General features: G+C 60.3%; 20 protein-coding genes. 16 read left to right on the top strand and 4 right to left on the bottom strand.

What is annotated here, in order from left to right; all coding sequences use genetic code 11:
- Nucleotides 1-9: 9 nt before the first annotated feature.
- Nucleotides 10-1,845, bottom strand: a complete 1,836-nt coding sequence (locus BLP23_RS23290; protein WP_092587145.1) for a methyl-accepting chemotaxis protein — start codon at nucleotides 1,843-1,845, stop codon at nucleotides 10-12.
- Nucleotides 1,846-2,288: 443 nt separating this feature from the next.
- Between BLP23_RS23290 and eno the strand changes: the two genes are divergently transcribed.
- The 13 genes from eno to BLP23_RS23225 all read left to right on the top strand — a co-directional run bounded on the left by eno (nucleotide 2,289) and on the right by BLP23_RS23225 (nucleotide 13,443).
- Nucleotides 2,289-3,563 (top strand): phosphopyruvate hydratase, encoded by a 1,275-nt coding sequence (eno, locus tag BLP23_RS23285; RefSeq protein ID WP_092587144.1) that lies wholly within the window; start codon nucleotides 2,289-2,291, stop codon nucleotides 3,561-3,563.
- 138 nt (nucleotides 3,564-3,701) lie between these two features.
- Nucleotides 3,702-4,022 (top strand): FtsB family cell division protein, encoded by a 321-nt coding sequence (locus tag BLP23_RS23280; RefSeq protein ID WP_092587143.1) that lies wholly within the window; start codon nucleotides 3,702-3,704, stop codon nucleotides 4,020-4,022.
- A 145-nt stretch (nucleotides 4,023-4,167) separates the two neighbouring features.
- Nucleotides 4,168-5,214, top strand: a complete 1,047-nt coding sequence (pdhA, locus tag BLP23_RS23275; protein WP_092587142.1) for a pyruvate dehydrogenase (acetyl-transferring) E1 component subunit alpha — start codon at nucleotides 4,168-4,170, stop codon at nucleotides 5,212-5,214.
- 15 nt (nucleotides 5,215-5,229) lie between these two features.
- Nucleotides 5,230-6,603, top strand: coding sequence for a pyruvate dehydrogenase complex E1 component subunit beta (locus BLP23_RS23270; protein WP_092587141.1), 1,374 nt, complete (start codon nucleotides 5,230-5,232; stop codon nucleotides 6,601-6,603).
- Between the two features lie 18 nt (nucleotides 6,604-6,621).
- Nucleotides 6,622-8,007 (top strand): pyruvate dehydrogenase complex dihydrolipoamide acetyltransferase, encoded by a 1,386-nt coding sequence (locus tag BLP23_RS23265; protein ID WP_092587140.1) that lies wholly within the window; start codon nucleotides 6,622-6,624, stop codon nucleotides 8,005-8,007.
- A gap of 19 nt (nucleotides 8,008-8,026) precedes the next feature.
- A complete protein-coding gene (locus BLP23_RS23260) occupies nucleotides 8,027-8,668 on the top strand; it encodes an SGNH/GDSL hydrolase family protein (RefSeq protein ID WP_092587139.1) in 642 nt (213 codons plus the stop codon).
- Nucleotides 8,669-8,670: 2 nt separating this feature from the next.
- Entirely contained in the window at nucleotides 8,671-9,252 is a 582-nt protein-coding gene (locus BLP23_RS23255) for a GNAT family N-acetyltransferase (protein ID WP_092587138.1), read from the top strand.
- A 15-nt stretch (nucleotides 9,253-9,267) separates the two neighbouring features.
- A complete protein-coding gene (gene lpdA / locus BLP23_RS23250; RefSeq protein ID WP_092587137.1) occupies nucleotides 9,268-10,716 on the top strand; it encodes a dihydrolipoyl dehydrogenase in 1,449 nt (482 codons plus the stop codon).
- A gap of 54 nt (nucleotides 10,717-10,770) precedes the next feature.
- Nucleotides 10,771-11,025, top strand: a complete 255-nt coding sequence (locus BLP23_RS23245) for a GlsB/YeaQ/YmgE family stress response membrane protein (RefSeq protein ID WP_092587136.1) — start codon at nucleotides 10,771-10,773, stop codon at nucleotides 11,023-11,025.
- Nucleotides 11,026-11,039: 14 nt separating this feature from the next.
- Nucleotides 11,040-11,288 carry a GlsB/YeaQ/YmgE family stress response membrane protein gene (locus BLP23_RS23240; RefSeq protein WP_092587135.1) on the top strand — a complete coding sequence of 83 codons (249 nt, stop codon included), beginning with the start codon at nucleotides 11,040-11,042 and terminating at the stop codon, nucleotides 11,286-11,288.
- A 94-nt stretch (nucleotides 11,289-11,382) separates the two neighbouring features.
- Complete coding sequence (gene lipA / locus BLP23_RS23235) at nucleotides 11,383-12,354, top strand: lipoyl synthase (RefSeq protein ID WP_022715512.1); 972 nt, start codon at nucleotides 11,383-11,385, stop codon at nucleotides 12,352-12,354.
- Between the two features lie 66 nt (nucleotides 12,355-12,420).
- Complete coding sequence (locus BLP23_RS23230) at nucleotides 12,421-12,987, top strand: AAA family ATPase (RefSeq protein WP_092587134.1); 567 nt, start codon at nucleotides 12,421-12,423, stop codon at nucleotides 12,985-12,987.
- Between the two features lie 9 nt (nucleotides 12,988-12,996).
- Nucleotides 12,997-13,443, top strand: coding sequence for a type II toxin-antitoxin system RatA family toxin (locus BLP23_RS23225; RefSeq protein WP_092587133.1), 447 nt, complete (start codon nucleotides 12,997-12,999; stop codon nucleotides 13,441-13,443).
- Between the two features lie 27 nt (nucleotides 13,444-13,470).
- Here the strand turns inward: BLP23_RS23225 and BLP23_RS34685 are convergent, their stop codons facing one another.
- The 3 genes from BLP23_RS34685 to BLP23_RS23210 form a co-directional block, all read right to left on the bottom strand.
- A complete protein-coding gene (locus BLP23_RS34685; protein ID WP_092587343.1) occupies nucleotides 13,471-13,779 on the bottom strand; it encodes a hypothetical protein in 309 nt (102 codons plus the stop codon).
- A gap of 71 nt (nucleotides 13,780-13,850) precedes the next feature.
- The gene (locus BLP23_RS23215; protein ID WP_092587132.1) at nucleotides 13,851-14,351 is read right to left on the bottom strand and encodes a CinA family protein; all 501 of its coding nucleotides are present in this window, start codon (nucleotides 14,349-14,351) and stop codon (nucleotides 13,851-13,853) included.
- A gap of 2 nt (nucleotides 14,352-14,353) precedes the next feature.
- Entirely contained in the window at nucleotides 14,354-15,574 is a 1,221-nt protein-coding gene (locus BLP23_RS23210; RefSeq protein WP_092587131.1) for a bifunctional 2-C-methyl-D-erythritol 4-phosphate cytidylyltransferase/2-C-methyl-D-erythritol 2,4-cyclodiphosphate synthase, read from the bottom strand.
- 145 nt (nucleotides 15,575-15,719) lie between these two features.
- On the opposite strand from BLP23_RS23210, the gene dusB reads away from it, so the two are divergent.
- The 3 genes from dusB to ntrC are packed head-to-tail and all read left to right on the top strand — an operon-like array spanning nucleotide 15,720 to nucleotide 19,332.
- On the top strand, nucleotides 15,720-16,742 hold the full coding sequence (gene dusB / locus BLP23_RS23205) for a tRNA dihydrouridine synthase DusB (RefSeq protein ID WP_208603186.1): 1,023 nt from the start codon (nucleotides 15,720-15,722) through the stop codon (nucleotides 16,740-16,742).
- Nucleotides 16,739-17,884 (top strand): two-component system sensor histidine kinase NtrB, encoded by a 1,146-nt coding sequence (locus tag BLP23_RS23200; RefSeq protein WP_092587129.1) that lies wholly within the window; start codon nucleotides 16,739-16,741, stop codon nucleotides 17,882-17,884. The genes dusB and BLP23_RS23200 overlap by 4 nt, the downstream gene beginning before the upstream one ends.
- A complete protein-coding gene (gene ntrC, locus BLP23_RS23195) occupies nucleotides 17,881-19,332 on the top strand; it encodes a nitrogen regulation protein NR(I) (RefSeq protein WP_092587128.1) in 1,452 nt (483 codons plus the stop codon). The genes BLP23_RS23200 and ntrC overlap by 4 nt, the downstream gene beginning before the upstream one ends.
- The last annotated feature ends 172 nt before the right edge of the window (nucleotides 19,333-19,504 follow it).

The following is a 19,504-nucleotide window of genomic DNA, read 5'->3' as shown; positions in this document are numbered from 1 at the left end:
TGCCCGCCGTCAACCGGCGAGCGCCATCCCTTGGCTTGAGTACGCGGCGGATGCCGATACGTCGTCGAGAAGGAAACGGGCCAGCAGGTGGTTGAGGTTTATCGCCTCGTCACCGAGCTCGCGGCAGGCGGCACTTGTCTGTTCAACCATCGCCGCGTTCTGCTGCGTGACGCTGTCCATAGTGTTGACGGCGGCGTTGACTTCCAGAAGAGCGGTCGTTTGTTCGGCAGAGGAACGCACGATCGACTCGATCAGCGCGGTGACCTTCAGAACCTGTTGATCGATATTGCTGAGCGCTTCACCGGTGCGGTTGACCAAGGCAACGCCGGCTGAAACCTGGCTGGAAGACGTCTCGATCAACTGCTTGATTTCCTTCGCCAGATTGGCGGAGCGGCCGGCTAGGTCGCGCACTTCCTGTGCAACGACCGCAAATCCCTTTCCGGCCTCGCCCGCTCGGGCGGCTTCCACGCCCGCGTTGAGCGCGAGCAGGTTGGTCTGGAAGGCGATTTCGTCGATGACGTTGATGATCTCGCCGATCTGCGTAGATGATGTCTCGATCTTCTCCATCGCAGCGACCGCCTCGTGCACGACGGTTGCCGAATAGCTGGCGCTTTCCTTCGTCGCCGCCATCATCGCGTTGGCTTCATTTGCCCGTTCCGACGAGTTCTTGACGGTGACCGTGATCTGGTCGAGCGCCGAGGCCGCCTGCTCCAGTGAGGCGGCTTGATGCTCGGTTCGCCGGGCCAGATCGTCGGTGCTCGATGCGATTTCGCCCGAACCGGTCCTTACTGCATTCGTCACGGTCGAGATTTCCTTCATCGCTCCGGAAAGCGTGCGGACGCTCGAATTGAACTGCTCGCGCAGCTTCTCGTAGGCGGCGTCGAAAGGCTCGCTAAGCTGGACCGTGAGATCGCCGCCGGAGAGCCGTTCCAGACCACGGCTCAGGCTGGCGATGACACCCTCGCGTAGGGCTTCCTCGTCTGCCTTGGCAGCGGCAAGCGCCGCATCGCGCTGTGCTTGGGCCTGACGTTCGGCATCCTGGCGGGCGCGGATATTGTTCCGCTCTTCGGCGGATTCGCGGAAGACGGTGACGGCACGCGCCATCTCCCCGATCTCGTCGGCCCGGCGGCTGAAGGGCACATCCTTCGAATAGTCGCCGCCGGCAAGGATCGCCATATAGTCGCGCATCGCCGAGAGCGGCACGATGGCGCGGCGGCGGAAGACGTAAAGGCCGCCAAGAAGCAGGCAAAGCGAGACTGCGGCAGCCGCGAGCGTAATAGCCGAAAGGATGCGCGTTTGTTCGGCGGCGTCCTTTTCAGCGGACGCCAGGAAGGCGTTCGCCATATCGACGAGTTCGTTGACGGCGTTTTCGTGGATATGGAAATTGGTCGCAAGCTTTTCGAAGGAGGCCGGAATGACTGCGGAGTCATTCTTGACGATGGCCGGCGCGAGTTCCTCCTGCATCACCTTCCAGAACACGTCGCCTTTGACAAGGACATCGTTCAGGAGCTTCTCCTTAAGGTCCGAGCTGAGCGCGGTCGCCTGCCAATATTTGCGGCGGTCCTCGTAGGCGGGCTTCAGGACATGTTCGATGCGGTCGACGTTCTTCTTGGCAACGTCAGGGCGCTGCACCGCTTCGAGCGCAAGCATGTAAGACTCAACGAGGTAGAGAGGCGGCGGCAAAATATCGGCGACGAGATCCTTGCCGTAGATGATTTGCTTGTACATCTCGCCGTTCACCCGCAGCTTATTGAAGGCATAATTCTGTATGCCGATCGAAGCGATCAATCCCGCGGCGACGACCATCGCGAAGATAGCAAGACTGCGTGCAATATTGAGTTTCATCCTGCGCCCCATGGATTGAATAGCGAACAGATGCTGTTCGTTCGAAATTATTCTGGAAATTCCGAGGGACCTGAAATTGGGAAGGTCCGCATTATCAGGCGGATTTGGACCGCACGAGGAAGCGCATCATGCAATACTACTTGCCGGAAAGCGGGGCAGTATTTCCTCGCTGAGTATTAATTGTAATATTGATTGGTTACTGACCGATAAATTTACAACCAGATCGAAAGGGACAGGTGTTATTTTCAAAACCAGAGGTTCCGAAACGCCGGAGCAAGTTCGCGGGCAGGGGAGCGATGGGGTGGCGAGTGGCCTTCAAAAGCCTGACATATTCGGGTTATAGGCCATGCCATGCCGTGTGTCGTCGGTGTGGCATTGTAATTTGCGTGCCTTCGATTAAACAGGCTTCGAACGATTTATCACCCACCGAGCAGGAAGAGATCATGACTGCAATTACCGACATTATCGCCCGCGAGATTCTCGACAGCCGTGGCAATCCGACCGTTGAAGTCGATGTCTATCTCGAAGACGGCAGTATGGGCCGCGCGGCGGTGCCCTCTGGCGCCTCGACCGGTGCGCACGAGGCCGTCGAAGTTCGCGACGGCGGCAAGCGCTATCTCGGCAAAGGTGTTGAAAAGGCTGTCGAAGCTGCCAACACGGAAATCTTCGACGCGATCGGTGGCATCGATGCCGAGAACCAGATCCAGATCGACAACATCATGATCGAACTGGACGGCACGCCGAACAAGTCCCGCCTCGGCGCCAATGCCATCCTCGGCGTGTCGCTCGCCGTCGCCAAGGCTGCCGCCCAGGCTGCCGGCCTGCCGCTCTATCGCTACGTTGGTGGTGCGAGCGCCCATCTGCTGCCGGTTCCGATGATGAACATCATCAACGGCGGCGCGCATGCCGACAACCCGATCGACTTCCAGGAATTCATGATCATGCCGGTCGGCGCCGATTCGATCCGCGAAGCGGTTCGCATGGGCTCGGAAGTCTTCCACGTCCTCAAGAAGGAGCTTTCGGCCCAGGGACACAACACCAATGTCGGCGACGAGGGCGGCTTCGCGCCGGGCCTCAAGAGCGCCCCCGAAGCGCTCGACTTCATCATGAAGTCGATCGAGAAAGCCGGCTACAAGCCGGGCGATGACATCTGCCTCGGTCTCGATTGCGCTTCGACGGAATTCTTCAAGGACGGAAAGTATGTTCTCGAAGGAGAGGGCCGCACGCTTGAACCGGGCGCCATGGCTGAATACCTCGCCGATCTCGCCGGAAAGTACCCGATCATCTCGATCGAGGACGGCATGGCTGAAGACGATTGGGACGGCTGGAAGGCCCTGACGGATCTCGCAGGCCAGAAGGTGCAGCTGGTGGGCGACGATCTTTTCGTCACCAACTCGGAGCGCCTTCGCGACGGCATCCGCATGGGCGTCGCCAACTCGATCCTCGTGAAGGTCAACCAGATCGGATCGCTGACGGAAACGCTCGACGCCGTCAACACCGCGCACAAGGCAGCCTACACCGCCGTCATGTCGCACCGCTCGGGCGAGACCGAAGACTCCACGATCGCCGATCTCGCTGTCGCGACCAACTGCGGTCAGATCAAGACCGGCTCGCTGTCGCGTTCCGACCGTCTGGCGAAGTACAACCAGCTGATCCGCATCGAAGAGGGCCTTGGTCCGCAGGCTCGCTACGCCGGCCGCTCGATCATCCGTGGCTGATAGCCTTTAAAAATCAGTTCCTTGAACCCGCGCTTTGCCGGCGCGGGTTTTTTGTTGCTCTAAATTCATAGTCAACGGACGGTTAATCTCTCAGGCGTAAGCTCGTTAAATAAGTAATGCGTTTGAGAGCGTGTGCGAATGTGGACAAAGCATCATAAGAAGAGAAAGATCGGCCGGTTCGTCATTCCGGCCATGACTGTCGCTTTTCTCTCCTATTTCGGCTATCACTGCATTCACGGCGACTATGGTCTCCGGGCCACGGAAGGCTTCGAGAAGCGCCGAATTGCCCGTGAGCGTGAGCTTGCGGTGTTGAGGACGAAACGCGAACATCTGGAGCAGCAAGTCGCGCTGTTGAGCGATGGCTCGCTCGACAAGGACATGCTGGACGAAAAAGCCCGCTATCAATTGAACATGTCGCGGGCCGACGAAATTGTCATATTCAATTCCTATGCCAATTAACCGAAAATAGGTTAATCGGCAATTCTGTAGTTTTATCAATTATTTAAAGCAGAATACGTGCCATGCATTTATGGCATTGCTGTGGCCAAATTTCTTCCCTATGGTACGCCCACCTAAGAAACGACAAACCCATAGGGAGGGTTGAATGGCGCCGCGAAAGACCGCGACCGTTTCCAGCCGCAAAACCAGCGCAAAACCTCAGAGCAAGCAATCGAATGGCGGGGCTATCGCCGATTTCGACCGCGATACCGAACTTAAGGCCTATCGCGAAATGCTGCTCATCCGCCGTTTCGAGGAAAAGGCAGGCCAGCTGTACGGCATGGGCTTCATCGGCGGTTTCTGTCACCTTTACATCGGCCAGGAAGCCGTTGTCGTCGGCATGCAGTTCGCGCTGAAGGAAGGCGACCAGGTCATCACCGGCTACCGCGATCACGGCCATATGCTGGCGACCGGCATGAGCGCGCGCGGCGTGATGGCTGAGCTTACGGGACGCAGGGGCGGCTATTCCAAGGGGAAGGGCGGCTCCATGCACATGTTTTCCAAGGAGAAGCATTTCTACGGCGGCCACGGCATCGTCGGCGCCCAGGTTTCGCTCGGCACCGGCCTCGCGTTCGCCAACAAGTATCGCGGCAATGACAATGTTAGCGTCGCCTATTTCGGCGACGGCGCGGCCAACCAGGGCCAGGTCTACGAAAGCTTCAATATGGCGCAGCTCTGGAAGCTGCCCGTCATCTACGTGATAGAGAATAACCGCTACGCCATGGGTACGTCGACCGCCCGCGCGACCGCGCAGGCCGATTTCTCCAAGCGCGGCGCGTCCTTCGGCATTCCGGGCATGCAGGTGGACGGCATGGACGTGCGCGCCGTCAAGGCTGCTGCCGATGAGGCGATCGAGTACTGCCGTTCCGGCAAGGGTCCGATGATCCTCGAAATGCTGACCTATCGCTATCGCGGCCATTCGATGTCCGACCCGGCGAAGTATCGTTCGAAGGATGAAGTGCAGAAGATGCGCTCTGAATCCGATCCGATCGAGCAGGTGCGCCTGCGCCTTATCGAGAAGGGCTGGGCGTCGGAAGAAGACTTGAAGTCCATCGACAAGGACGTGCGCGATATCGTCGCCGACAGCGCCGATTTTGCCCAGGCCGATCCAGAGCCGGATGTATCCGAGCTCTACACCGACATTCTGCTCTAATCGGGGAGGGAACCCATGCCTATCGATATCCTCATGCCCGCCCTCTCTCCGACGATGGAAGAAGGCACGCTGTCCAAATGGCTCAAGAAGGAAGGCGACAAGGTCACTTCCGGTGATGTGATTGCCGAAATCGAAACCGACAAGGCGACGATGGAAGTCGAAGCTGTCGACGAAGGCGTGATCGGCAAGCTGCTGGTCCCGGCCGGCACCGAAAATGTCAAGGTGAACGCCAAGATCGCCGTGCTGCTGCAGGATGGCGAATCGGCTTCAGACATCTCCGCGGCAGCTCCCGCCGCACAGCCGGCTCCGGCTCCACAGGCCGAGGAAAAACCGGCGGCCCAGGCGCCCGTTCCGGCCGAGCCTAAGGCGTTCGTTCCGAACGATCCGGAAATCCCGGCAGGCACCGAGATGGTGTCGATGACCGTTCGCGAAGCGCTTCGCGACGCCATGGCCGAAGAAATGCGGGCCGACGAAAGCGTCTTCGTCATGGGCGAGGAAGTTGCCGAATACCAGGGCGCCTACAAGGTAACCCAGGGCCTCTTGCAGGAGTTCGGCTCGCGCCGCGTGGTCGATACCCCGATCACCGAACACGGCTTTGCCGGCATCGGCGTCGGTGCTGCTATGGCCGGCCTACGACCGATCGTCGAATTCATGACTTTCAACTTCGCCATGCAGGCGATAGACCAGATCATCAATTCCGCCGCCAAGACGCTCTACATGTCAGGCGGCCAGATGGGCGCACCGATGGTCTTCCGCGGCCCGAACGGCGCGGCTGCCCGCGTTGCCGCCCAGCACAGCCAGGACTACGCTGCGTGGTACTCGAGCATTCCGGGCCTCAAGGTTGTCATGCCGTACACGGCGTCGGACGCCAAGGGACTGCTAAAGGCCGCCATCCGCGATCCGAACCCGGTCATTTTCCTCGAGAACGAAATCCTCTACGGCCAGCACTTCGACGTGCCGAAGCTCGATAACTTCGTACTGCCGATTGGCAAGGCCCGTATCCACCGTCCAGGTAAGGATGCGACCGTCGTTTCATGGGGCATTGGCATGACCTATGCCACGAAGGCCGCCGCCGAACTCGAAAAACTCGGCATCGACGTCGAACTGATCGACCTTCGCACCATCCGTCCGATGGATCTGCCGAGCGTCATCGAATCGGTCAAGAAGACGGGCCGCTTGGTCACGGTCGAGGAAGGCTATCCGCAGTCGTCCGTCGGCACGGAAATCGCCACCCGCGTCATGCAGCAGGCCTTCGACTATCTCGATGCACCGATCCTGACGATTGCCGGCAAGGACGTTCCAATGCCCTATGCCGCCAACCTCGAGAAGCTGGCTCTGCCGAATGTCGGCGAAGTCGTCGATGCGGTGAAGGCTGTCTGCTACAAATAACAAGGGGAGGGTATTTCGATGCCTATCAACATCACGATGCCAGCCCTTTCTCCGACGATGGAAGAAGGCAATCTGGCCAAGTGGCTCGTCAAGGAAGGCGACACCGTCAAGTCCGGCGATGTGATCGCCGAGATCGAGACAGACAAGGCGACAATGGAAGTCGAAGCCGTCGATGAGGGCACGATTGCCAAAATCGTCGTTCCGGCCGGTACGGAAGGCGTCAAGGTCAATGCGCTGATTGCGGTTCTTGCCGGCGAAGGCGAGGACGTTGCTGCCGCTGCAAGCGGCGCGGGTTCGGCTGCTGCCTCGTCCTTCGAGGTGAAAGCCCAAAGCGCTTCTTCCCCTCGGGATGAGGCAGGGAAAGGCACCGCGCCCGCCGCTGCCCTGCTTGCCGCAAATGCCAATGTGAGCCCTCACCCTGAGGTGCCGCTGCAGTCGGCCCCGAAGGGCGAGGGCGGCACACGCACCTTCTCCTCGCCGCTCGCGCGGCGTCTGGCCAAGGAAGCCGGTATAGATCTTTCCGCAATTGCCGGTTCCGGCCCGCGCGGCCGTGTGGTTAAGAGCGATGTCGAGGCCGCCGTCGCCGGTGGTGGCGCTAAAGCGGCTCCCGCTGCTGCTGCGGCGGCGCAGCAGGTTGCTGCGGCCCCTGCGCCTGCAGCCAAGGGGGCACCGGAAGAGGCTGTCCTCAAGCTCTTCGAGCCGGGCTCCTACGAGCTGGTGCCGCATGACGGCATGCGCAAGACGATTGCCCGCCGTCTGGTGGAATCCAAGCAGACCATCCCGCACTTCTACGTCACCGTCGATTGCGAACTGGATGCGCTTCTGGCGCTTCGTGCCCAGCTCAACGATTCCGCCCCTCGCAAGGATGGTTCTCCGGCCTACAAGCTTTCCGTCAACGACATGGTCATCAAGGCGATGGCGCTCGCGCTGCGAGACGTTCCGGACGCGAATGTGTCCTGGACCGAAAACAACATGGTCAAGCACAAGCATGCCGATGTCGGCGTCGCCGTCTCCATTCCAGGCGGGCTGATCACCCCGATCGTCCGCAAGGCTGAAGAAAAGACGCTGTCCGCCATCTCCAACGAGATGCGTGATCTCGGCAAGCGCGCCAAGGACCGCAAGCTCAAACCTGAGGAATACCAGGGCGGCACGACCTCGGTCTCGAACATGGGCATGATGGGCGTGAAGGACTTCGCAGCCGTCGTCAACCCGCCACACGCGACGATCCTTGCGGTTGGCGCCGGCGAGCAGCGCGTCGTTGTCAAGAAGGGCGAAATGGCGATCGCGACCGTGATGAGCATCACGCTTTCGACCGACCACCGTTGCGTTGACGGTGCACTCGGCGCCGAGTTGCTGCAGGCCTTCAAGGGCTATATCGAAAACCCGATGAGCATGCTTGTCTGATCATTGAGCGGAGACGGAAATGACCAAGACCGTTCTTTGCTATGGCGATTCGCTGACCTGGGGCTACGATCCGGTTTCGCTGAGGCGGCATGCCTATGAGGACCGCTGGCCGAGCGTGCTCCAGGCAGCGCTTGGCGGTGCGGCGCATGTTATTCCGGAAGGACTGAACGGCCGGACGACCGCTTTCGACGACCATCTCGCCGATTGCGACCGCAACGGTGCCCGCGTCCTGCCGACGATCCTGCAGACGCATGCGCCGCTCGATCTCGTCATCATCATGCTCGGAACCAATGACATGAAGTCGGTCGTGGCGGGCTCGGCTTTTGCCGCCTGCCAGGGCATCGGCCGTCTGGTGCGCCTGATCCGCAATCATGCCTGGCCCTTCGAATTCGATGGGCCGGACATCCTAATCATAGCACCGCCGGCGATCTGCGCGACTGGGAATGTGCCTTTTGCCGCTTCATTCCCGGGCGGTATCGAGGAATCGGCAAAACTCGCAACGCTTTATCGTGACCTTGCCGACGAACTCGGTTGCGGCTTCTTCGACGCCAACTCCGTCGCGAAGACGACACCGGCCGACGGCATCCATCTCGATGCGGAAAATACCCGCGCTCTCGGGCGCGGGCTGGAATCAACTGTACGGATGATGCTGGGGCTCTGAATATGGCCTCCTTCGCCGCGCTGCGGCCGGCAGAACGGCGGGACGCGGCGGAGCTGGCCATCCTCGTGGACATCGGCTCGCACGGCTTTGCTTCGTGGCTTTGGTTCACGGAGGTGGCGGGCAGCAGCGCCGACACGCCGCTGGAGCGGGGCCGAATGAAGATGAGCCGCGATGGCGCATGGGGAAATTGGCAGTACGCGGTGATTGCCGAGGCTTATGGCGAGATTGCCGGAACGGCGGTGGGCTATGCGCTCGGCGAAGAGATCAGAGCGATCGCGGCGGATCGTCCTGCGCTGGAGCCGGTAATAGCGCTGCAGAAGCAGGCGGTCGGAAACTGGTTCATCGGCACACTGGCCGTCTACCGCCATCTGCGCGGTATTGGAATCGGAAAGCGATTGCTGGGCGACCAGATCGAGAAAGCGGGAGAGCGGGCTGTCAGCCTGATCACCGCAAGTGATAATGAGGCAGCGCTCGCGCTGTACGAGAAGAATGGGTTTTCGCAAGCCGCCCGCGCAGAGGCCGCGGCGATTTTCGAAAACAGCAGGAAACACGAGTGGGTGCTTTTGACCCGCCTCGCCGGTTAAAAAAGGCAGGAAAACATGGCTGAGAATTACGACGTCATCATCATCGGCTCCGGTCCGGGCGGCTATGTCGCCGCCGTGCGTGCCGGCCAGCTCGGTCTGAAGACCGCGATCGTCGAACGCGAGCACCTGGGCGGCATCTGCCTGAACTGGGGCTGCATCCCGACCAAGGCGTTGCTGCGCTCCGCCGAAATTCTCGACCATTCCAATCATTTGAAAGATTACGGCCTCGTTCTCGAAGGCAAGGTCAGTGCCGATGTGAAGGCCGTTGTTTCGCGTTCGCGTGGCGTCTCAGCACGCCTCAATAGCGGTGTCGGCTTCCTGATGAAGAAAAACAAGGTGGATGTGATCTGGGGCGAGGCCAAGATCACCAAGCCCGGCGAGATCGTAGTCTCCAAGTCTTCCAAGCCGGTTGTTGAGCCGCAGCATCCGCTGCCTAAGAACATCAAGAGCCAGGAAGGTACTTACACAGCCAAGCATATCATTATTGCGACCGGCGCCCGTCCGCGCGCGCTGCCGGGCATCGAGCCGGACGGCAAGCTGATCTGGACCTATTTCGAGGCGCTGAAGCCGGATTTCCTGCCGAAATCCTTGATCGTCATGGGCTCGGGCGCCATCGGCATCGAATTCGCGAGCTTCTACCGCTCGATGGGGGTCGATGTGACCGTCGTCGAAGTCCTGCCAACGATCATGCCCGTCGAGGATGCGGAAGTGACCGCCATCGCCCGCAAGCAGCTGGAAAAGCGTGGCATGAAGATCTTCACGAGCGCCAAGGTGGCGAAGGTCGAGAAGGGCGCCGGCAGCATCACGGCCCATGTCGAGACGGCTGACGGCAAGATCCAGCAGATCACCGCGGACCGTATGATCTCAGCCGTCGGCGTGCAGGGCAATATCGAGAGTCTCGGTCTCGAAACACTCGGCGTGAAGACGGACCGCGGCTGCGTGGTAACTGACGGCTATGGCAAGACCAACGTCCCCGGCATCTACGCGATCGGCGATGTCGCCGGCCCACCGATGCTGGCTCACAAGGCCGAACATGAAGGCGTTGTCTGCGTCGAAAAGCTCGCCGGCCTGCCGAATGTTCATCCGACCGACAAGACCAAGGTTCCGGGCTGCACCTATTGCCAGCCGCAGGTTGCCTCTGTTGGCCTGACGGAAGCAAGGGCCAAGGAACTGGGCCGCGACATCCGCGTCGGCCGCTTCTCCTTCGCCGCAAACGGCAAGGCGATCGCGCTCGGCGAGGACCAGGGCCTCTGCAAGGTAATCTTCGACAAGAAGACCGGCGAACTCCTCGGAGCGCATATGGTTGGCGCTGAGGTAACCGAGCTGATCCAGGGCTTTGTCGTCGCGATGAACCTCGAGACGACCGAAGAAGAACTGATGCACACGATCTTCCCGCATCCGACCGTCTCCGAATCGATGAAGGAAGCCGTGCTGGATGCTTACGGCCGGGTGTTGAACGCTTGATAATTTCCCTTTCCACCCTCTATCCGAAGGTAGAAAAAACGAAAGGAAATCATCATGTCCATGGAGACGCAGGCATGGCTTGTCTTCCTCCTGATTGGCCTCGTTGCGGGCTTCCTCGCGAGCTTGGTCGTCGGCGGAGGTGGATTGATACGCTGCCTGCTCAGCGGCATCATCGGCGCGTTCGTGGGCGGGTTTCTGTTCAATGCGCTGGGTATATCGCTCGGCATTGAAAATGCGTTGGTCGTGCAGATCATTCACGCCACAGTGGGCGCCATTATCGTGGTGTTGATTGCAAGGGCGATAGCTTAGGGAAAACGACAATCATGGAAGGCGTCGGCTGGATAGCGGCAATCATCATCGGCGGTTTCGCGGGCTGGCTCGCCGGCAAGCTGATGGAAGCGCGATATGGTATTGTGCTGAACATCGTGCTCGGCATCGTCGGTTCGGTGGTCGCGACCGCCATCCTGGCGCAATTCCACATCGAGGTGGCCGCAGGACGGCTCGGCTATTTCGTCACTGGCTTCCTCGGCGCATGCCTGCTGATATTCATCGCCCGGCTCGTGCGGCGATAATGCCCATCACGACTCGAATTGTAAGGTTCGAGCAAAACGCTTATGTGCAGACGGATGACGAAGCCGCATGGGGCGGCGGAAAGTTGATACTGCAATGGTAACGATTCTCGACACGATCAATCCCGACGCCAAGCGCGTGCGGCATCCGGAAAAGGCGAACCGCCCCGATACGGAAGTCATGCGCAAGCCGGACTGGATCCGCGTCAAGGCCCCGACCTCGAAGGGCTATGCCGAAACGCGCGCGATCGTGAAGGAAAACAAGCTCGTCACCGTCTGCGAAGAAGCCGGATGTCCAAATATCGGCGAGTGCTGGGACAAGAAGCACGCGACCTTCATGATCATGGGCGAGATCTGTACCCGTGCCTGCGCCTTCTGCAACGTCTCGACCGGCAAGCCGAACGCGCTCGACATGGCAGAGCCTGAAAACGTCGCCAAGGCCGTGAAGGAGATGGGCCTCTCCCACGTCGTCATCACCTCGGTCGACCGCGACGATCTGGAAGACGGTGGTGCTGAGCATTTCGAGAGAGTGATCTGGGCGATCCGCGCCGCATCTCCGGCAACCACAATCGAAATCCTGACGCCGGACTTCCTGCGCAAGCCGGGCGCCCTGGAGCGCGTCGTCGCCGCCAAGCCGGACGTCTTCAATCACAATCTGGAAACCGTGCCGTCGAACTACCTTACGGTCCGTCCAGGCGCTCGCTATTTCCACTCCATTCGCCTGCTGCAGCGCGTGAAGGAACTGGACCCGACGATGTTCACCAAGTCCGGCATCATGGTGGGTCTTGGCGAAGAGCGCAACGAAGTGCTCCAATTGATGGACGACCTGCGCACCGCCGACGTCGATTTCCTGACGATCGGCCAGTACCTGCAACCGACCCGCAAGCACCACAAAATCGAGAAGTTCGTGACGCCGGATGAATTCAAGTCCTACGAAACCGTCGCCTACACCAAGGGCTTCCTAATGGTGGCATCGAGCCCGCTCACCCGCTCCTCGCACCACGCCGGCGACGACTTCACCCGATTGAGGGCGGCGCGCGAAAAGAAGCTGCTGATGGCGGCGGAATAATCAACGAAGGCTTGCATTTTCTGAAAGCCGCGGCGATCCTCCCGCGGCTTTTCCTTGGAGGATGCCATGGCCTGGTTGAGCGATGTCAGGGATGCCGCCCATCGGCTGAAGACGGCTGATCGCGTACTCGTCATCGGCTGCTCAGGCGGCGGCAAGACCACGCTTGCGCGGAAAATCGCAACGCGCTTCAACCTGCCCTTCATTTCCATGGATCGCGAGTTCTTCTGGCTGCCGGGCTGGGTCGAACGCGCAAGGCCGGAGCAGCGGGCGTTGATAGCCGAACGGATCAAGCGAGATCGCTGGATCATGGACGGAACGAACACGTCGAGCTTTGATCTCCGGCTGCCGCGGACCGATATTGTCCTGTGGGTCCGCATGCCACGTCTGATATGCGTTTGGGGCGCCGTCAGCCGCTGGCTGAAGTGGATTGGGCGTACACGGCCGGAAATGACGCCGGGCTGTCGGGAGAAGGTCGATCTCGAATTCCTGCGCTACATCTGGGATTTCGAAAAGAAGCATTCGCCCATGGTTCTCGCGGCCATAGCCGCCCACGGCCCCGATGTCCCGGTTCTCCAGCTAAAATCACGCCGTCAGATGCGCGAGCTTCTTGATCTTCTCGGTTCTCCCGCTTAACTGCCGATCATGCCGCAATTTGAAACGCATCACCGCGTCCCGCACTCCGCCGATCAGATGTTCGACCTCGTGGCCGATGTGGAGCGCTATCCGGAATTCCTGCCACTCTGCGAAGGCCTGAGCATACGCAGCAGCAAGGAGCGCGACGGCAAGATTTTGCTGATTGCCGACATGACCGTCGGCTACAAGGCGATCCGCGAGACCTTCACGACGCAGGTGCTGCTCAACAAGGGGGAGCGTTTCATCGACGTCAAATATATCGACGGGCCGTTCCGGTATCTCGACAATCGCTGGCGCTTCGAGGAGGCCGCCGGTGACGGCTGCACCATCCATTTCTTCATCGACTACGAGTTCAAGAGTCGGATCCTCGGTGCGCTGATGGGCTCGATGTTCGACCGCGCCTTCCGCATGTTTTCCGAGGCTTTCGAAAAGAGGGCGGAAGCGATCTACCGGTAGCCGTCAGACGGCCGTGTCCTGACAGCCTTACCGATCGAAGAAGTGATCGAAGTATCGATTTGCCGGATAGGCATATGCCCCCCGATCAATAAAGTTTCGCCGGGACAAGCAACTTCTCAGGGCCGCGTTGTAAACGAGGCTGTACGGATTGGGCGACCCTCTTCGCCACGACAACGCCTCGTACCGGCAATATCCAAGCGCCCGGTCGTATTTCGCCAGCAAGACCGGGTCGGAATCGACGCGGATCCCATGATATGTCTGATAGTTTGACGGGGCCTCGGCAGCCGATACGCAGCCCAGGCTCAAAGCAACTCCCATTGCGGCCAGATATCTCATCGACGTAACCCCTTGCGGAATGAAATCCGGCATAGGAACGGGCGCCAGTGCTCTTTGTTCCAAGCGCAAGATTAGGCCCGGTTTTCCTGGAGTTCGATCAGCATTTCCAGCGCGGTCTGTACGGATGCAAGACGGACCTTTTCGCGGCCAATATCTCCATAGAGCATCTTGCGGCGGATGAGGGGGCCGGTGCGCGATTTCGCCACCAGATGAACCAGTCCGACCGGCTTTTGTGGCGAGCCCCCGCTCGGCCCGGCAATCCCCGTCACGGCGACCGCGACGTCGGCGCGGGAACGGAAAAGGGCGCCGTGCGCCATCTGCAGCGCAGTCTCCTCGGAAACGGCGCCGAAGCTTTCGAGGGTGCGTTCCTGAACGCCGAGCATCTCGATCTTAGCGGTATTGGTATAGGTGACGAAACCGCGATCGACAACTGCCGAGGAGCCGGAGATTTCGGTGAGCGCGCCGGCGATCAGCCCCCCGGTGCAGGATTCAGCAGTTGAGATCATTCTCTTTGCCGTCGTGAAATCGCGGACGATGTTCTCCGCGAGCGAGAGAATGTCGGCGGTGAACATGTTTACCCCTTTGCTCCGCGATAGACGACGGTCACGGTTGCGATCGCCGCAATGCCCTCGCGGCGGCCGACAAAGCCGATCGTCTCGTTCGTCGTGGCCTTCACTGAGCAGCGGTCGATCGAGATACCCAGAAATTCGGAGAGATTGGTCCGCATCGCGTCGCGGTGCGGGCCGACTTTCGGCGCTTCGGCAATCAGCGAGACGTCGGCATTCATGATCGTGCCGCCGCGATCGCGCACGATCTTCGCCGCATGTTCGAGGAAGATGCGCGACGCGGCCCCCTTCCATTGTGGATCCGAAGGCGGGAAGTGATCGCCGATATCGCCTGCGCCGCAGGTCGCAAGCAGCGCGTCCGTCAGGGCATGCAGCGCGACGTCCGCATCCGAATGGCCCTTGAGCCGCTGGTCGTGCGGGATGAAGACGCCGCAGAGCGTGACCCCATCGCCGGCTTCCAATTGATGCACATCGTAGCCGTTGCCGGTGCGCACGTCGGGCAGATGCGACGACGAAAGCCGGTCGTCGGCAAGGGCGATATCCCGTTTGACCGTCAGTTTCACGTTGTCGGCAGCACCTTCGACGATCGTCACGGGAATCCCCGCCCATTCGGCGATTGATGCATCGTCTGTGAAATCCGTGCGGCCGATCTCGCTTGCCCTTTCATGCGCCGAGAGGATGGTGTCGTAGACGAAAGATTGCGGCGTCTGGGCTGCGAAAAGATGCTCGCGCGACACCGTTTCCAGAACCGTGCCCGTACTGTCAGCCCGCTTCAGCGTGTCGGCAACAGGCATTGCGGGCAGGACCGCCGGCGCACCGCCGGCCAAGGCATCGGCAATGCGATCGAGAAGCTGGTGGTCGAAGAAGGGGCGAACGGCGTCATGAATGAGGACATGCGTAATGCCTTTGTTTTTCAGGTGCCTCAGTCCGGCGAGAACAGACTGCTGTCGCGTCGCACCGCCGTGAACGGCTTCGATCGGCGTGGCGGACAACACTTCGCTAAATGCCTTTGCGACCAGCGCGTCGTCGTCAGGATGGGTGACGACGACGATTTGGGCGGCGTGCTCCCATGTCATGAAGTTTTCAAGCGTATGCGTGATAACCGGCTTTCCGCCGATCAAGCGGTATTGCTTCGGACCTTCCTCGAGCGAGCCCGCCCGCTCGCCGCGGCCGGCGGCAACGATGACAATTCCAGCCGAGATCGGTTGCTTCGAATGCATTTGCGGCATAAATCCCTAAAAATGTGCGGAAAGCGGCATGACTGCTCTATCGCCTTCGCAGTTTGCTTTCCAGCATCTGCCCAAAAAATATCAATTCTCACCGAAGCCTCTTGGCAAGCCCCTTTAGTATGGCTAAAAATAGTGCAGCAGTATCGTGTGCCTGAAAGATAATCAATTGCATCCTATAAATCTTGCGGCGCCCTTGCAGATCGGAAATGTCTCCGTGCGCAACCGCGTTGTGCTGGCGCCGATGTCCGGCGTCACCGACATGCCTTTCAGGCAACTCGCCTGGCGCCACGGCGCGGGCCTTGTTGTAACCGAGATGGTAGCGAGCAGGGAGCTCGTGAACAACACGGCCGAATCATGGTCTCGCCTGAGGGCTGCCGGCTTCAGGCCGCATATGGTGCAGCTCGCCGGCCGTGAGGCGCATTGGATGGCGCTGGCGGCCAAGATCGCCGCCGATAGCGGCGCCGACATCATAGACATCAACATGGGTTGCCCGGCCAAGAAGGTGATCGGCGGGTATTCCGGCTCGGCGCTGATGCGCGATCCGGATCATGCGCTGAGCCTTATCGAGGCAACCGTGAAGGCGGTCGATATTCCGGTGACGCTGAAGATGCGGCTCGGCTGGGACGACAATTCGATTAATGCACCAGAGATCGCCAAGCGTGCCGAAGATGCAGGGGTAAAGCTGATCACCATTCATGGCCGCACGCGCATGCAGTTTTACGAAGGCAAGGCGGATTGGGACGCGATCCGCGCCGTTCGAAACGCAATTTCGGTTCCACTGATCGCAAACGGCGATGTCGACACACAGGCAGATGCGCAGGAGATCCTTCGCCGCTCGGGCGCTGATGCGGTGATGATCGGTCGGGGTTGTCAGGGGCGGCCATGGCATGCAGGCGTGCTGGCTGGCGCAGCCGCGCCGTCGCCGGAGAAAATTCCGGATATTGTGGTCGAGCACTACGAAATGATGCTGGATTTCTATGGCGAAGCGATGGCTATCCGCCATGCCCGCAAACACTTGGGCTGGTATCTGGAGCGTTTCGCACCGTTGCTGCCGGTTTCGCAGAAGGCGGCAATCATGACATCGCATACACGGGCAGAAGTTGTCTCGCGCCTTCGCGATGCGCTGGCGGCCGGTGTGGAAATTTCAAGAAGCCGGGAGGCGGCATGATGGACAAGGTTCAAGCCGATCATACCGGTGGCGTTGCGATGGCAGTGCTGAACGCGATCCAGAATCCCGTGGTGATGGTCGACGAGGCGGGCTTGATCGCCTTCGCGAATTGGGAGGCGGAATCGTTTTTCGGCGCCAGCGCGTCGCACCTCGCCCGCTACAAGATTTCCACCTTCATTCCGTTTGGAAGCCCACTACTGGCCCTCATCGATCAGGTGCGGGAGCGCAGGGCGCCGGTCAATGAATACCGCGTCGACCTGAGTTCGCCCCGTCTTGGCCAGGACAAGTTGGTCGATATCTACGTCGCGCCGGTGATCAGCGAGCCCGGCTCCGTCGTCGTGGTGTTCCAGGAGCGTTCGATGGCCGACAAGATCGACCGTCAGCTGACGCACCGAGCGGCCGCCCGGTCGGTGACGGGCCTTGCATCCATGCTCGCCCACGAAATCAAGAATCCGCTCTCCGGCATTCGTGGAGCCGCCCAGCTTCTCGAGCAGTCGGTCGTCGATGAGGACCGCGCGCTGACGAGGCTCATCTGCGACGAGACCGACCGCATCGTATCGCTGGTCGATCGCATGGAGGTCTTCTCAGACGAACGCCCTGTCGATCGTCTGCCCGTCAACATCCATTCGGTGCTCGACCATGTGAAGGCGGTGGCAAAGGCAGGCTTTGCCCGGCACATCCGCATCACCGAGAACTACGACCCGTCGCTGCCAGCAGTTTACGCCAACCGCGATCAACTCGTGCAGGTCTTCCTCAACCTCGTGAAGAATGCAGCCGAAGCAGTCGGAGACCGGCAGGACGGCGAGATCATGCTGACGACGGCCTATCGCCCCGGCATCCGCCTTTCTGTCGCCGGAACGCGCGAGAAAATCTCTCTGCCGCTGGAGTTCTGCGTGCAGGACAACGGTCCCGGCGTGCCGTCCGACTTGCTGCCGCATCTCTTCGATCCGTTCATCACCACGAAGACGAACGGCAGCGGCCTCGGCCTTGCACTTGTGGCCAAGATCATCGGCGATCACGGCGGCATCATCGAATGCGACAGCCAGAACAACAAGACGACGTTCCGCGTCCTTATGCCGGCTTCCAAGGATGCTTCGGCCGATGATGCGGCAATTGCAAACCCAACAGGAACTTCTCGATGACAGCAACGATCCTCGTCGCGGATGATGACGCGGCCATCCGTACCGTGCTAAACCAGGCGCTCAGCCGTGCAGGTTATGATGTTCGCATCACCTCCAATGCCGCCACGCTCTGGCGCTGGGTTTCGGCTGGCGAGGGCGATCTGGTCGTGACTGACGTGGTGATGCCGGACGAGAATGCCTTCGATCTGCTGCCGAGAATCAAGAAGGCTCGTCCCGAGTTGCCGGTGCTCGTCATGAGCGCGCAGAACACCTTCATGACGGCCATCAAAGCCTCTGAGAAGGGCGCTTACGACTATCTTCCAAAGCCCTTCGACCTGACTGAACTCATCGGGATTATCGGTCGCGCGCTCGCGGAGCCGAAGAAGAAGCCAGCAAAGCTCGACGAAGACATGCAGGACGGCATGCCGCTTGTCGGCCGTTCCGCGGCCATGCAGGAAATCTATCGCGTCCTCGCCCGCCTGATGCAGACCGACCTGACGCTGATGATCACGGGCGAATCCGGCACCGGCAAAGAGCTTGTGGCCCGCGCGCTGCACGATTACGGCAAGCGCCGCAACGGACCGTTTGTGGCGATCAACATGGCGGCCATCCCTCGTGACCTCATCGAATCCGAGCTCTTCGGCCACGAAAAGGGCGCCTTTACCGGGGCTCAGACCCGTTCCACCGGCCGCTTCGAGCAGGCCGAAGGCGGCACGCTCTTCCTCGATGAAATCGGCGATATGCCGATGGACGCACAAACGCGTCTTTTGCGCGTCCTGCAGCAGGGCGAATATACGACTGTCGGCGGGCGTACGCCGATCCGCACGGACGTCCGCATCGTCGCAGCGACCAACAAGGATCTGAAGCAGGCGATCAACCAGGGGCTCTTCCGCGAGGACCTCTATTACCGCTTGAACGTCGTGCCGCTGCGGCTTCCGCCGTTGCGCGACCGCGCCGAGGATATTCCGGACCTGGTTCGGCACTTCATCCAGCAGGCCGAAAAGGAAGGGCTCGGTACCAAGCGGTTTGACCAGGAAGCAATCGAGCTGATGAAGGCCTACGCATGGCCGGGCAACGTGCGCGAGTTGGAGAACCTTATCCGCCGCTTGGTGGCACTTTATCCACAGGATGTGATCACCCGAGAGATAATCGAATCCGAGCTTCGTTCCGACGTACCGGACAGCCCGATCGACAAGGGGCCGATCCGTGCGGGATCGATGTCGATTGCCCAGGCAGTCGAAGAAAACATGCGGACTTATTTCGCAAGTTTCGGCGATAATCTGCCGCCTCCGGGCCTTTACGACCGGGTGCTGACGGAACTGGAATATCCGCTGATCCTCGCCGCATTGACGGCCACGCGCGGCAACCAGATCAAAGCGGCGGATTTGCTCGGACTCAACCGCAATACGCTGCGCAAAAAGATCCGCGAACTCGGCGTCTCCGTTTACAGAAGCTCTCGAACAGCTTGACAGGCTGTGGGCCGCGTTGCATTTTCGCCACAATGCGTTGCTTAAAGGTCACGCATAGGGTTTGGACTTCGCCATCGCATTGAGGCTGCTGAAGCTCATGTTTCAGGCTGTCCGGCGCCGTTTCAGCAGAAGGCTGAGACGCCGGGGGCTTTGCATGCATGGCGATCATATC

Source organism: Rhizobium mongolense subsp. loessense (assembly GCF_900099775.1).
Lineage (GTDB): Bacteria > Pseudomonadota > Alphaproteobacteria > Rhizobiales > Rhizobiaceae > Rhizobium > Rhizobium loessense.
The sequence above is the reverse complement of the archived record's forward strand: the minus strand, read 5'-3'. Positions and strand labels throughout refer to the sequence as shown.